The organism is Comamonas terrae (assembly GCF_001544075.1).
Taxonomy (GTDB): domain Bacteria; phylum Pseudomonadota; class Gammaproteobacteria; order Burkholderiales; family Burkholderiaceae_C; genus Comamonas; species Comamonas terrae.
Map to the genome: position 1 here is coordinate 263,897 of NZ_BCNT01000005.1, position 12,949 is coordinate 276,845.

15 protein-coding genes are annotated in these 12,949 nt (G+C 68.6%); 5 read left to right on the plus strand and 10 right to left on the minus strand.

Translation table 11 applies throughout. The annotated features are described in order from the left end of the window. Window positions 1-12: 12 nt before the first annotated feature. Complete coding sequence (locus Cte04_RS09640) at window positions 13-1,041, minus strand: alpha/beta hydrolase (protein ID WP_066475883.1); 1,029 nt, start codon at window positions 1,039-1,041, stop codon at window positions 13-15. A gap of 175 nt (window positions 1,042-1,216) precedes the next feature. On the opposite strand from Cte04_RS09640, the gene Cte04_RS09645 reads away from it, so the two are divergent. Further along, the gene (locus Cte04_RS09645) at window positions 1,217-1,717 is read left to right on the plus strand and encodes a YbhB/YbcL family Raf kinase inhibitor-like protein (RefSeq protein WP_066475884.1); all 501 of its coding nucleotides are present in this window, start codon (window positions 1,217-1,219) and stop codon (window positions 1,715-1,717) included. A 141-nt stretch (window positions 1,718-1,858) separates the two neighbouring features. Here the strand turns inward: Cte04_RS09645 and Cte04_RS09650 are convergent, their stop codons facing one another. The 7 genes from Cte04_RS09650 to Cte04_RS09680 form a co-directional block, all read right to left on the minus strand. Beyond that, the gene (locus Cte04_RS09650) at window positions 1,859-3,043 is read right to left on the minus strand and encodes a DSD1 family PLP-dependent enzyme (protein WP_066475885.1); all 1,185 of its coding nucleotides are present in this window, start codon (window positions 3,041-3,043) and stop codon (window positions 1,859-1,861) included. Then, a complete protein-coding gene (locus tag Cte04_RS09655) occupies window positions 3,027-3,668 on the minus strand; it encodes a histidine phosphatase family protein (RefSeq protein WP_066475887.1) in 642 nt (213 codons plus the stop codon). The genes Cte04_RS09650 and Cte04_RS09655 overlap by 17 nt, the downstream gene beginning before the upstream one ends. A gap of 174 nt (window positions 3,669-3,842) precedes the next feature. Next, a complete protein-coding gene (locus Cte04_RS09660) occupies window positions 3,843-4,352 on the minus strand; it encodes a YjjA family protein (RefSeq protein ID WP_066475889.1) in 510 nt (169 codons plus the stop codon). Window positions 4,353-4,500: 148 nt separating this feature from the next. Then, entirely contained in the window at window positions 4,501-5,181 is a 681-nt protein-coding gene (locus Cte04_RS09665) for a DUF4136 domain-containing protein (RefSeq protein WP_066475891.1), read from the minus strand. 86 nt (window positions 5,182-5,267) lie between these two features. Next, the gene (ttcA, locus tag Cte04_RS09670) at window positions 5,268-6,245 is read right to left on the minus strand and encodes a tRNA 2-thiocytidine(32) synthetase TtcA (RefSeq protein WP_370671025.1); all 978 of its coding nucleotides are present in this window, start codon (window positions 6,243-6,245) and stop codon (window positions 5,268-5,270) included. Between the two features lie 5 nt (window positions 6,246-6,250). Continuing rightward, complete coding sequence (locus Cte04_RS09675) at window positions 6,251-6,622, minus strand: dihydroneopterin aldolase (RefSeq protein ID WP_066475895.1); 372 nt, start codon at window positions 6,620-6,622, stop codon at window positions 6,251-6,253. 31 nt (window positions 6,623-6,653) lie between these two features. Continuing rightward, window positions 6,654-7,448 carry an SDR family oxidoreductase gene (locus Cte04_RS09680; RefSeq protein WP_066475897.1) on the minus strand — a complete coding sequence of 265 codons (795 nt, stop codon included), beginning with the start codon at window positions 7,446-7,448 and terminating at the stop codon, window positions 6,654-6,656. Between the two features lie 10 nt (window positions 7,449-7,458). Here Cte04_RS09680 and Cte04_RS09685 point away from each other — a divergent pair, with 10 nt between their 5' ends. Next, window positions 7,459-8,586 (plus strand): class I SAM-dependent methyltransferase, encoded by a 1,128-nt coding sequence (locus tag Cte04_RS09685; RefSeq protein ID WP_083526588.1) that lies wholly within the window; start codon window positions 7,459-7,461, stop codon window positions 8,584-8,586. Between the two features lie 4 nt (window positions 8,587-8,590). Here Cte04_RS09685 and Cte04_RS09690 read toward each other — a convergent pair whose 3' ends face one another. Further along, window positions 8,591-9,583: a Bug family tripartite tricarboxylate transporter substrate binding protein gene (locus Cte04_RS09690; RefSeq protein WP_066476215.1), complete on the minus strand. Its 993-nt coding sequence runs from the start codon at window positions 9,581-9,583 to the stop codon at window positions 8,591-8,593. 211 nt (window positions 9,584-9,794) lie between these two features. Here Cte04_RS09690 and Cte04_RS09695 point away from each other — a divergent pair, with 211 nt between their 5' ends. From Cte04_RS09695 to Cte04_RS09705, 3 genes are all read left to right on the plus strand, one after another. Then, entirely contained in the window at window positions 9,795-9,995 is a 201-nt protein-coding gene (locus Cte04_RS09695; protein WP_066475899.1) for a DUF2905 domain-containing protein, read from the plus strand. A 114-nt stretch (window positions 9,996-10,109) separates the two neighbouring features. Beyond that, entirely contained in the window at window positions 10,110-10,544 is a 435-nt protein-coding gene (gene trxC, locus Cte04_RS09700; RefSeq protein ID WP_066475901.1) for a thioredoxin TrxC, read from the plus strand. Window positions 10,545-10,656: 112 nt separating this feature from the next. Then, window positions 10,657-11,517: an acid phosphatase gene (locus tag Cte04_RS09705; RefSeq protein ID WP_066476218.1), complete on the plus strand. Its 861-nt coding sequence runs from the start codon at window positions 10,657-10,659 to the stop codon at window positions 11,515-11,517. A 10-nt stretch (window positions 11,518-11,527) separates the two neighbouring features. Here the strand turns inward: Cte04_RS09705 and Cte04_RS09710 are convergent, their stop codons facing one another. Next, entirely contained in the window at window positions 11,528-12,775 is a 1,248-nt protein-coding gene (locus tag Cte04_RS09710) for a multifunctional CCA addition/repair protein (protein WP_174522912.1), read from the minus strand. Window positions 12,776-12,949: the final 174 nt, after the last annotated feature.

Consider the following 12,949-nt stretch of genomic DNA (forward strand, 5'->3'; position numbering starts at 1 on the left):
TTCGCGGCCGCGTCAGGCTGCGGCCAGTGCGATCTGTACGGCCTGCATGCAGGCAAACGGCATGACCCCGCCATGGTCGGCACCGGGCCAGACGGTATAGCAGGTACGCAGGCCGGTCACCGCTTTCAGCATTTCCGGCAGGTCGGCCGTGCTGCCCCGGGCCCGGGCCTGCAGCGCGGCAGCCTCGCGCCCGGGATCGGACGTGGCGCCGAGGACGCGGGGTTCCAGCTCCTTGCCGCCCTGGCTCAGATGCAGGCTCAGCGGCATGGCTGGCGATCCAGGCAGAGGCGTGCCGCCCGCGCCGTGGCGCGCGATGAAAGCCCGGCATTCCCTGAGCACCGCGCCGCCGCCCCACCACAGCGAGGGGCTGGCCGCCACGTGGTGGCGGAACATGCCGGGCCGGGTGAACAGCGCATGCAGCGTGCACAGGCCGCCGTAGGAATGGCCCAGCAGCGTCTGCTGCCGGGCATCGACCGGCAGCTCGGACTGCAGCAGCGGCTGCAGCGTGCCGGCGAAGAAATCCAGGAACCGGTCGGCGCCGCCCTGGGCGCGGCCCCGGGCATCGGGGCCCACGCCTTCGCCGGGCGGGGTGTAGTCATAGGTACGGGCCGCCAGGTCGTGGACGGCGCCGCCTGCGGGCATGGCATGGCCCAGGCCGACGACGATGGCGCTGCCGCCGCGCAGCGCCTGGCCGCGTGCGCCGCGGTTGTGCACCAGCTGCGCGACCAGTGGGAACATCAGATTGCCGTCCAGCACATAAATCACCGGATGGCCGCCGGCCGGCACCGCGCCTTCGGGCTCATAGACCATCACGCGGTGCTGGCGCGCGGCGGCCGAGCCGGGCAGCGGCGCGGCCGGCAGGTCCAGCTGGCGCACGCCCGGCATGGGCCATGGCTGCCAGGGCGGCCTGGATTCCCCCTGGGCCCGGGCGCGGCTGTTTGCGGCCAGCGCCGGCAGGGCCAGGGCAGCGGCCAGCCATTGGCGGCGGGAGTGGCATGAAGCGTCGGGACGCGCCGGAGAAGAGGCGGCGGAAGTCGGCATGCGGCGGATCCGGGGAGAAAAAGAGGAGCGCAGGCCTTGGGCTGCACCGGTCGTTTTCATTCTATATGATATTGATTCTCATTATTATGAATGGTGGACGGCAATCCCGTCCGGTGCTGGCTGCGGCGCAGTGCGCGCGGCATACTCCAGGGATTGCAAAGGAGCCTAGACAAGCATGAGTACCTTCACCCTTTCCAGCCCCGATATTCCCGCAGGCGGCAGCGTGCCCGCGCACTTCGAGGCCGATGTGTTCGGCTGCGGCGGCCGCAACGAGTCGCCCGTGCTGCAATGGAGCGGCGCCCCTGCAGACACCAGGAGCTTTGCCGTGACCGTGTACGACCCCGATGCGCCCACGGGCAGCGGCTGGTGGCACTGGATCGTGGTGGACCTGCCGGCCGGCACTTCGGAACTCCAGGCCAATGCCGGCGCCAAGGGCAGCAGCACGCTGCCGGCCGGGGCGCGCCAGATGCGCAACGACTACGGCGCCTTCGCCTGGGGCGGCATGTGCCCGCCGCCCGGCGACAAGCCCCACCGCTACATCTTCACCGTGCATGCGCTGTCGGTGGAGCGGCTGGACATTCCCGACGATGCCACGGCGGCCATCTGCGGCTTCATGATCAACGCCAACACCATCGCCAAGGCCACGTTCACCTCGACCTACGGCCGTCCGGCCTGATCGCCGCCCTGCGGGGATATCGAAAAGAGAAGCGCCTTGCGCTTGCCAGCGATGGTTTTCAACCTTTAAGAAGGCTGAAGCCATGGACTGGCAGGCGCAAGGCGCTCCTTTTTGGTGAGTGGCGCGCAGCCTGAAAGCGGATCAGGTCAGCGCGCCGCGGCCGTCCACGGTGAAGATGCGCTCGACCACGCCCTTGAGCCGTCCGCCGCGCACGCCGATCAGATGGTCGTGCAGGTTGACCGTCGGATCGCAATGGCCGGGAATCAGCCACAGCGTCTCGCCCAGCGCGGGCAGCCAGCCGCTGGTGTTGCCGGCCTCTTCGGCCGGATAGAGCACGCCGTGCTCGTCGCCGCCGTTCGCAAAGCGCAGCGCCTGCCCGGGCGGCAGTGCGTGCAGCCGGGGCAGGCCCGAGTCCACGGCATGGGACTTGTGGCCCGCATCGCAGACGGCGCGGCCTTCGCCGACCGACATGACCTGGGTCTTGACGTACAGCGCATGCTCGAACACCGGCTGGGCCGGATCGTGCTCGTTGGCCGCGTAGTCGGCGTCCATGAACAGGAAGGAGCCGGGCTGGATCTCGCCGTACACGCCGCTGGCGGCTTCGTGAACCATGGTGCCGGTGCCGGCGCCCGTGATCAGCGGCAGTTCGATGCCCGCGGCATCGAACGCATGGCGGGTGCGGTTGACATGCCCGAGCACCTGGGCAATGGCCTCGCGGCGCTCCCGGGCCGAGCGCAGATGCTGGGCACCGCCGTGGTAGGCCTGCAGGCCCGCAAAGCGCAGCGTGGGCTGGGCCAGAATGGCGCGCGCCAGCTCCACCGCGGCCGCGCCGGGCGCCACGCCGCAGCGGTTCTGGCCCACGTTGATTTCCACCAGCACGTCGATGGCGCCGTTGGCCGCCTTTGCCTCCTGCATGGCCCTGGCCAGGCGCGCCACGCCTTCCGCGTTGTCGACGGCAATGGCCAGCCGGCCGCTGCGCGCATACAGCGTCTTGGCCAGGCGCGCCACGCGCTCGAGCTTGGCCGGCGAGACGACTTCGTTGCTGATGAAGATGTTGTTCACGCCGCCTTCGGCCAGGGCCTCGGCTTCAGAGACCTTCTGCACGCAGTGGCCGCAGGCGCCGGCCTGCTCCAGCAGCAGCGCGATGTGCGCGCTCTTGTGCAGCTTGGCATGGGGGCGCCACAGCACGCCGTGCTGCCGGGCAAAGCGGGCCATGCGCTCGATGTTGCGGTCCATGGCGTCGAGGTCGATGACCAGGGCGGGGGTGTCGATGCGGCGGGCGGCCTGGCCGACCAGGGCTTGCAGAGACTCAGGAATGGATTTCATCGCGGCTGTCCGGGGAAAGATGGGCGGTATCGGCCCAGCCTACCAGAGACAGGCCTTCGGGTGTCCACAGCAGGCGGTTGATGGCCGCATTGGTCAGCTCCCAGGTGCGCGGCGCCTGCAGATCCTGGCGCGTGGCCAGGCGGTACAGGGTGTCCATCACGCCGCCGTGGGCCACCAGCACGATCTGCTCGCCCTCGTGGCGGCTGGCGATGCGGTCCACCGTGCGCGCAATGCGCTCGCGCAGCATGGCGAGCGACTCGCCGCCGCCGGGCAGCACGTATTGCGGGTCGCGCCTGCGCCAGCGCTGCGCGGCCTCGGGATGGGCGGCCTCGATTTCCTTGAAGGTATGGCCCTGGAACTGGCCGAAGCAGCGCTCGCGCAGGTCGGGCTCGGCATGCAGCGCGGCCCCGGCAGCGCGGGCCACGGCCTGGGCCGTGGCATAGGCGCGCTGCAGATCGCTGCTGTAGATGGCGGCAATGGGCTCGTGGACCAGGGCGCGGGCGGCCTGCTCGGCCTGCCACAGGCCGGTATCGTTGAGCGGAACATCCAGATGGCCCTGGATGCGGCCGTCCACGTTCCAGGTGGTTTCTCCGTGCCGGATGGCAATGATGCGCGTGACATGCATGGCGATGGTGCAGACCTGTGCTCTTGGTAACCGGACCATTGTCATGCAAACCGCCGCCGCGGGCTGCGACATGCGCGCGGTACTGTGCTGACGCCAAAGCAGCCAAGCCGGCCTGCAGGCGCAAAAAAGCCGATGCCCGTCCAGGTGCATCGGCGTGTGTGGAACCTTGTGCGGTCAGATCAGCGACTTGGCATGGTCGAGCACGAAGTCGCAGGCCTTTTCCCTGAGGTTGCTCTTGACCTTGTCGAGGCTGAAGCTCTGGCCGTTTCCGCCCTTGACCAGGCCCATGAGCCCGTTCTGGTAGCCCTCGTCCCGGGGTTCTTCCTGCTGGCCCAGGCCCAGCTTGCCCAGCAGCTGGTTCTTGACCTGGGCGGCCTTGTCGGCGTTCAGGTAGTTGTTCCTCATGCAGTAGGTGATGACGCCGGCCGCATTGCTGGCCGTGCCCGAGCCCGTGAGGCCGCCCAGACCCAGAGCCGACAGCGCCGGGCCTCCGCCCACACCGCCGCCGGCATTGCCCAGCATGCCGCCCAGGCCCGCTGCGCCGGAGCCGCTTTCGGTTGCGCCACCGCCCAGCTGTCCACCCAGCTGGCCGCGCAGGGCATCGGTCAGGCCGCCGGCCTGCACGCTGAAGGCGCTGGCGGCCAGGGTGGCGCAGGCCAGCGCAGAGAGGGCAAATCGCTTCATGCTGTATTCCTTTCCGTGGTCGGCGGCGGCGCCTGGCCGCGTAACCGAGAGGCCTGCACGTTAGCACGCGCCGGCTGCGCGCATGCATGGGCAAGTGTGGAAGATTGCAAAAACGCCGGGCAGCGGTCCGGCTGCTCCACCGGCGCCCTCAGCGCACGGAGGTGCCGGCCGGCGCGGCCGCCGGAGCGGGTGCCGGTGTGGCTGCGGCGGCCGGGGCAGCGGCCTGGACCGGCTGGATCACCGTGCGCACATTGCGCGATCCCTGCGGCGGACGCGGAAAGCCGGTCAGCGCAGCATCGAACAGAATGCCGAAGATGGCCGGGTCGTCGGTCCAGACATCCTGGCGCTGGGCCGAGGTCTCGTAGACGATCTGCTGGGTCTTGATGTCGCGCATCACCAGGCTCACGGCGCGGTAGTACTCCAGCGGCGGCTCGTTGAACATGCCGCCCCCGAAGCCCCAGCCCCAGCCTCTGCCGTAGCTCATGCCCCAGCCCCAGCGCGGGCCCCAGTACGGGTCGTAATAGGGCCAGCTCGCGTAGTCGCGCGCATAGCGGGCCACGGCGCTGATCTGCACCACCAGGCTGGCGCGCGCATCGTCGCGCGTCAGCCCCACGCGGGCCAGCGCCTGCTGGGCCTGGGCCTCGATGGCGGGAAAGCTCAGCTGGCCCTGCTGCGAGGGCAGGGTTTCCAGCCGGTAGGTCGGCGGCGCGGGAATGGCGCCCAGCGAGGAATAGCTCTGCACCGTGCTGTTGACTTCGCGCACCGTGCTGCAGCCCGCGAGCAGGGCGGTGGCCGTGAGCGCGATGGCGTAGATCCAGCGCTTGTTCATGCTTGCTCTCCTGTTCGTGAAAAAGGCCCGCGGGTGACGGGCCTTTGTTGGACCTTGGGCGGCCGCTTTGGTTCAACAGCCGCGCTTCAGGACAGTTGTATCACCTGCATGCCGGGCAGGCCGGCGGCAACCGGAAGCTCTTCATGGTCAAACGCCATGTCGCCGTTGGGGTCGGCGATGCCCGTGGCCCGGGCGTTCTTGAAGTCGTGCAGCTCGGGGTCCATCATGTGCGTGGTCACGATGTTGCCCATGGCGCGGAACATGCTTTCGATGCGACCCGGGAACTTCCGGTCCCATTCGCGCAGCATCTCGCCCACGGCCACGCGCTGCAGGCCGTCCTGGCTGCCGCAGAGGTTGCAGGGGATGATGGGGAAGTTCTGGTATTGGGCCCAGCGCGTCGTGTCCTTCTCGGGCACGTAGCACAGGGGCCGGATCACCACATGCCTGCCGTCGTCGGAGACCAGTTTGGGCGGCATGCCCTTCATGCGGCCGCCATAGAACATGTTGAGCATCAGCGTCTGCACGATGTCGTCGCGGTGGTGGCCCAGCGCCACCTTGGTGCAGCCCAGCTCGTCGGCCACCTTGTACAGGATGGCGCGGCGCAGGCGCGAGCACAGGCCGCAGGTGGTCTTGCCCTCGGGCACCACGCGCTTGACGACGCTGTAGGTGTCCTGGTTCTCGATGTGGTAGTCCACGCCGATGCTCTGGAAATACTCGGGCAGGATGTGCTCGGGAAAGCCGGGCTGCTTCTGGTCCAGGTTCACGGCCACGATGTCGAACTTCACGGGCGCGCGCTTTTGCAGCTTGCGCAGGATGTCCAGCAGCGTGTAGCTGTCCTTGCCGCCCGACATGCAGACCATGACCTTGTCGCCTTCCTCGATCATGTTGAAGTCGAGGATGGCGCGGCCTACTTCGCGGCACAGGCGCTTTTCGAGCTTGATCTGCTCGCGCTCGATCTTGATCTTGTTGGGCTTGGCTTCGCCTTCGGGCGCCGCAGCAGTTTCGGCCGCGTCCAGGGCGGCAGCCTCTTCGGCAATCCAGGGGTTGTCGTTCACAGCATTCATGGGGTTCACCATTGTCCGGTTTCGATGCGAATGGCCACTTCGCAGTCATCAAAAATTTCCAGCTTCGCGATCTTCACGCGCACGCCGCGCACGCCAGGCAGCTGCAGCAGGCGCTGGGCCAGCTTGCCGATCAGGCTCTCGAGCAGGTTCACATGCTCGGAGGTGCACTCGTCGATGATGATCTGGCGCACCTTGCGGTAGTCCAGCACATGCAGGATGTCATCGTCACGCGGCGCCAGGGGCTGGGGCCCCAGGTGGAGCTCGGCATCGACCTGGATGGGCTGGGGCGCATTCTTCTCGTGCGCAAGAATCCCCAGGCTGGCGTCGAAGCGCAGGCCCGTGAGGGTGAGTATCTGTTGTCCGGAGGCGGAAGTCATTGCAGTTGTTGTGCGGTGCCGTAGCAGGCGCTCACATCATCGAAAAATCGCGCTCGAAGCGCTGTAAGTGCTGGCCGCCATCGACCAGCAGGGTGGTTCCTGTCATCGCCCGGTTCTCCAGCGCGAAGCACACGGCCGAGGCAATGTCCTCGGCGCTGGAGGAGCGGCCCAGCGGGCTCATGGCGTGCAGCTGCTCGAAGCGCTCCTGGCTCAGCATGTGGCTGGTCAGCGTGAGGCCCGGCGCCACGCCGACCACGCGCACGCGCGGCGCTAGCGCCAGCGCCAGCATGGTGTTGGCAGCCTCCAGCGCCGCCTTGGAAAGCGTGTAGCTCAGAAAGTCCGGATTCTGGTTCCAGAGCTTCTGGTCCAGCACGTTGACCACGGCGCCCTGGATGGGTTCAGCCTGCCCGCCTTCGGCCGCGGCCCGCTCCTCGAGGTGGGCATGCAGTGCCTGGGCCAGCAGGATGGGTGCGCCGGTATTGCTGCGCAGGTGCGCCTCCAGCGCCGCATAGCTGAAGTCGTGCACATCGTCGTGCTCGAACAGCGAGGCGTTGTTGACCACGGCGTCGAGGCGGCCGAAATGCTGCACGACGCGCGGCACCAGGGCGCGCACCGCGCTCTCGCCAAAGAAATCTGCATCAAAAGCCGCGCTGTTGCCCGACAGCTCTGCGCAGGCAGCTACGGTTTCAAGAGCTTCCTGCCGGGAGCCGCGGTAATGCACGGCCACCTGCCAGCCTGCACGGGCCAGCGCCAGGGCCATGTCGCGTCCCAGGCGACGGGCAGCGCCGGTCACCAAAACAGTGCGTGTTCGGGCAAGGGAGGACATTCGTGGAAAAATGCGGGTTGTGACGACAGAACCCTCAAGTTTAACGAGCGCCTTGCAATCGCGTATTGCACAGGAGATTGCCGCAGCCGGCGGCTGGCTGCCTTTCGACCGGTTCATGGCGCTGGCGCTGTATGCGCCGGGCCTGGGCTACTACGCCAACGAGACGGCCAAGTTCGGGGCCCTGCCCGAATCGGGCAGCGATTTCGTGACGGCGCCGGAGATCTCGCCGATCTTCGGCCAGCTGGTGGCCGCGCAGCTGGCCGAGGCGCTGGACAGGACAGACACCCGGGAAATCTGGGAGTTTGGCGCCGGCACGGGGGCGCTGGCCCTGCAGATCCTGGACGAACTGGCTGCCCGGGGCCGCCTGCCCGCGCGCTACACCATCGTCGACCTCTCGGGCACGCTGCGCGCCCGCCAGCAGCTCAAGCTGGCCCGGTACGAGCATCTGCTGCGCTGGGTGGACGCGCTGCCCGACGCCATGGAAGGCGTGATCGTGGGCAACGAGGTGCTGGATGCCATGCCGGTGCAGCTGCTGCAGCGCACGAAGGGCCAGTGGTTCGAGCGCGGCGTGGCGGTGAGGCAGGCCGAGGGCGGCGAGGCCTTTGCCTGGGAGGACCGGCCGACCGGGCTGCGCCCTCCCGTGGAGATCGACGGCCCGCACGACTACCTGACCGAGATCCACCGCCAGGGCGAGGCCTTCATCCGCACCCTGGGCGAGAAGCTCCAGCGCGGCGCGGCCTTCTTCATCGACTACGGCTTCGGCGAAAGCGAGTACTACCATGTGCAGCGCCACATGGGCACGCTGGTCTGCCACTACCAGCACCAGGTGGACAGCGATCCGCTGGTGCAGGTGGGCCTCAAGGACATCACGGCCCATGTCAACTTCACGGGCACGGCCGTGGCCGCGCAGGATGCGGGCTTCGAGGTGCTGGGCTATACCAATCAGGCCCACTTCCTGATCAACTGCGGCCTGGCGCCCAGGATGGATGCGGCCAACCTCAAGGCGCGCTCCATGGCCGCCAAGCTGGTGATGGAGCACGAGATGGGCGAGCTTTTCAAGGTCATCGCCCTGTCCAAGGGCGTGCAGCCCTGGGCGCCGCTGGGCTTTGTGCGCGGCGACCGCACCCACCGGTTGTAACGCCTTATTGTTTCTCCAGCCCCGCGGCCTGGATGATGCCGGCCCAGTGCCTGAACTCGGTGCGCGTGAAATCGCGGAACGCAGCCGAGCCCAGCAGGCGCGGCTCGCCGCCCAGGGCCGCGACCCGGGCCTTGAATTCGGGGCTGCTGGCCACCTTGAGCGTGGCCGCCTCCAGCCGCTGGACGACGGAGCGCGGCGTTCCCTTGGGCGCCAGCACGCCGTTCCAGGTGGCGGTGACGAAGGACGGGAAGCCGCTTTCCTTCATGGTCGGCACCTGGGGCAGCTGCGGCAGGCGCTCGGCGGAGGTCACGGCCAGCGCCTTGAGCTTGCCGCTCTGGATGAAGGGCAATGCCGGCGTGATGTTCTCGAAGATGAAGTCGATCTGGCCGCCGATCAGGTCGCTCAGGGCCGGAGCGCTGCCCTTGTAGGGTGCATGGACCAGGTCCAGCCGGGCGGCGCTCTTGAGCAGCTCGCCCGACAGGTGCACGGTCGAGCCCACGCCCGGCGAGCCATAGCTCATGCCGCTGCGGCGCTCGCGCGCATGGCTCACCAGTTCGGCCACCGACCTGACCGGCGTCCTGGCCTCGTTGACCACCAGCACATTGGGAATGGAGGTCACCAGCGCGATGTATTCGAAGTCGTCCAGGCTTTTTTCGCTGAGGTTGCGGTACAGGCTGGGGTTGATGGCCTGCGTGCCCGCCGTGCCGAACAGCAGCGTGTAGCCGTCATTGGCGGCCGCCGCGACGCGGCTGGCGCCAATGGCGCCGTTGGCTCCGGGCACGTTCTCCACCACCACCGGCTGGCCCAGCGCCTCGGCCAGGCCCTGGCCGACCAGGCGCGCCACCACGTCGGTGTTGCCGCCGGGCGCGAAAGGCACGACCAGCTTGATGGCGCGGCTGGGGTAGGTGTCGGCGGCGGCAAAGACCGGGGCGGCAAGGCCGGCGGCCAGCAGCGCGGCGGCCCGGAGGAATTGTTGGCGGGAGAAGGTCTGGGGCACGGAATGTCTCGCTGTCTCGTTGTTGTCCACGGGCGTGGGATCCGGCCCTGCAGGGCGCATGGCCTGGCCGATCATGGGCAGGGAGCGCAATTGACGTCAATCAATCTTTGGGAAGCACTTCATTCACAAACGGAATGGCAGGCTGCGCCATCCCGGCCCCTGCGTCGGCAGTGGTGTCAGGGTTCCGGCGGCCGCCTATACTGGCGGCCTCATGATCCGCTGGCTGCTCATCATCTTCCTGGCCCTGCTGCTCATCAACGGCCTGCATGCCTGGCTGGAGCGCATCGGCCTGGGCCGCCTGCCGGGCGACTTGCGCTTCAGGCTCTTCGGCCGCGAATTCTTCCTGCCCGTGGCCAGCACCGTGGTGCTGAGCCTGATTGCGGCGCTGGTCGCACGGTTTGTGAAGCTGTGAGAACGTGTTCTCAGGCCATCCGTCTGGCTTGAATCCCGGGGCGCCGGCTGCACATGCAGGGAGTGCGGCGAGGCCATGCGAAGGGCTGCCGCGTCCGAACGAGAAAGGCTTCCCATGTCCGATTCCCTGCACTATGTCTGCCCTCACTGCCACACGACGAACCGCATCGCGCGCGCGCAACTGGGCAACCAGCCCAGTTGCGGCAGCTGCCACCAGCCGCTGGTCACCGGCGAGCCCGTGGCGCTGGATGCCGACAGCTTTGCCAGGCACACGGGCCGCAGCCAGCTGCCCGTGGTGGTGGATTTCTGGGCGCCCTGGTGCGGCCCCTGCCGCATGATGGCGCCAGGCTTTGCCCAGGCCGCCAAGACGCTGGCCGGCCAGGCCCAGTTCGCCAAGCTCGATACCGAGGCCCATCCGCAGACTTCGGCCCCATTCGGCATCCGCAGCATTCCGACCATGGTGGTGTTCAAGGAAGGCAAGGAGCTGGCGCGCATCTCGGGCGCCCTGCCGCCCGGCGAGATCGTGCGCTGGGTGCAGTCGGTGATCTGAGAGATTGCAAATAGCGCGGGGTTTGTCGCCTCTTTAACGGTGTTTTGGCGGCGCAGCCATCAATCTGTACGGGTTTGAGCGCTTTCAAACCCATGACACAAGGAGACAGATGATGAATGCCCCTCTCGGCGCGGCGCTGGCCGCTTCCCTGGCCTTGCTGGCCGCCTGCACCACCACCGCTTCACCGCCCGAATCGCAGCCGCCCGTGTCGGCCGCGCAGGTCGGCGAATCCCGGCCCGGCTCGGGTTATCTCAAGGGTTATCTGGCGCACGGCGAGCTGCCCGACAGCCTGGCCCTGCTGCCGCCACCGCCGGCGGCGGATTCGGCCGCGCTGGCGGCCGATGGCCAGGCCTACCGCGCGCTGACCGCCTTGCGCGCCGGGCCGCGCGGCGCCCAGGCCGCCCGGGACGCGCAGCTGCGCTTTCCGCAGGCCGCAGACGCGTTTGCCTGCGCGCTGGGCGTGGAGGTCTCCGAACAGGCCACGCCGCACCTGAACATGCTGCTGCGGCGCACGCTGTCGGACGCGGGACTGGCCACTTACAAGGCCAAGGACCATTACCAGCGCACACGGCCCTTCGTCACATTCAAGGAGCCCAGCTGCACGCCTGCCGACGAGCCGGCCCTGGCCCGGGACGGCTCCTATCCGTCGGGCCATTCGGCCATAGGCTGGGCCTGGGCGCTGGTGCTGACCGAGGTGGCGCCCGAGCGCGCCGATGCGCTGCTGCAGCGCGGGCGTTCGTTCGCGCAGAGCCGGGGCGTGTGCGGAGCCCACTGGGCAAGCGACATCGAGGCGGGCCGCCTCATGGGTTCGGCCGTGGTGGCGCGGCTGCATGACAACGCGGTGTTCCGGGCGCAGCTGGCCCTGGCGCGGCAGGAGGTGGCCGCCGCCCGCGGCAAGGGCAAGGTGCCCGATGCCGCCGCCTGTACCGCGCAGCAGCAGGTTCTGGATACCTCGGTCCGGCTCGCGCCCTGAGCCGTGGCGGCTAGAGAGGCTGCTGCTGCAGCCAGTGCGCGATCGCCCGTTCACGGGCCTGGCTTACCGCGTCGCCCACGGCCTTGCCCTTGAGGCCGCGTTCGGCGGCCGCCTGGGCGATGGGCGCGGTCTCCACCGCACGGGCCGCCTGCAGCGCCGCGCCCAGCCGCTGGCGCTGCGGATAGGGCGCCTCCTCGAAGCCCAGGCGGCCGCGCGCATCGCATTCGCAGGCGAGCAGGGCCTGCTCGAAGCGCTGGGGCTTGCGCAGTGCATCGCAGCGCTCCAGAAGGCGCAGCAGGGCCGCGGCCTGGAGTTCGCCGCTGCGGTGGATATTGCCGTGCTCGCGCGCGACGAGGTCGGCCAGCTCGCGGCATTCATTGGGTACGCGCCAGCGCTCGCAGACATGCTTGAGCAGGCGGGCGCTGCGCTGCTCGTGGCCGATGTGGCGCGGCAGCACGTCGGCGGGCGTGGTGCCCTTGCCGAAGTCGTGGCACAGGCAGGCAAAGCGCACGGCCAGCGGCGCCTGCAGGCGGGCCGACATGTCCAGCACCATCATGGCGTGCACGCCGCTGTCCACCTCGGGGTGGTATTCGGCGCGCTGGGGCACGCCCCAGAGGCGGTCCAGCTCGGGCAGCAGCACGGCCAGTGCGCCGCACTCGCGCAGGATCTCGAACATGCGCGAAGGGCGGGCCTCCATCAGGCCGCGCGCGACTTCCTGCCAGACGCGCTCGGGCACCAGGGCATCGACCTCGCCGGCGGCCACCATCTCCCGCATGAGCTGGAGGGTTTCGGGCGCCACCGTGAATTCGGTGAAGCGCGCCGCAAAACGGGCCAGGCGCAGTATGCGCACCGGGTCCTCGCGGAATGCATCCGTCACGTGGCGCAGCACCCTGGCCTGCAGATCGTGCTGCCCGTGATAGGGGTCGAAAAGCTCGCTGGTGCTCTCCCACTTTGCGGGAGCAGCTATGGCATTGATAGTGAGATCGCGCCGGGCCAGGTCTTCTTCCAGCGTCACGTCGGCCGAGGTGTGCACGACAAAGCCGCGGTAGCCCACGCCGGACTTGCGCTCGGTGCGTGCCAGCGCATATTCCTCATGGGTTTCGGGGTGCAGGAAGACGGGGAAGTCGCGCCCCACCGGCACATAGCCGCGGGCAGCCATCTGCTCGGGCGTGGCGCCGACCACCACCCAGTCCGTATCGTTCACCGGCAGGCCGAGCAGGCGGTCACGTACCGCTCCGCCGACCTGGTAGACCTTGATTTCGCTCATGCCGCAATGGTAGGGCCTGCACAGGGCGCATGCGGCGAGCGCGGGCTCCGGGCGGTGTCGCCGCCATGCCATGGCGTATCGCCGTGGCGGGTTGAAAATCCCGTCGGCCGGTCTTGGCCTCCCCCGTTTCTTCCATCTTCATCCCCCATTCTTCAAGGAGACATA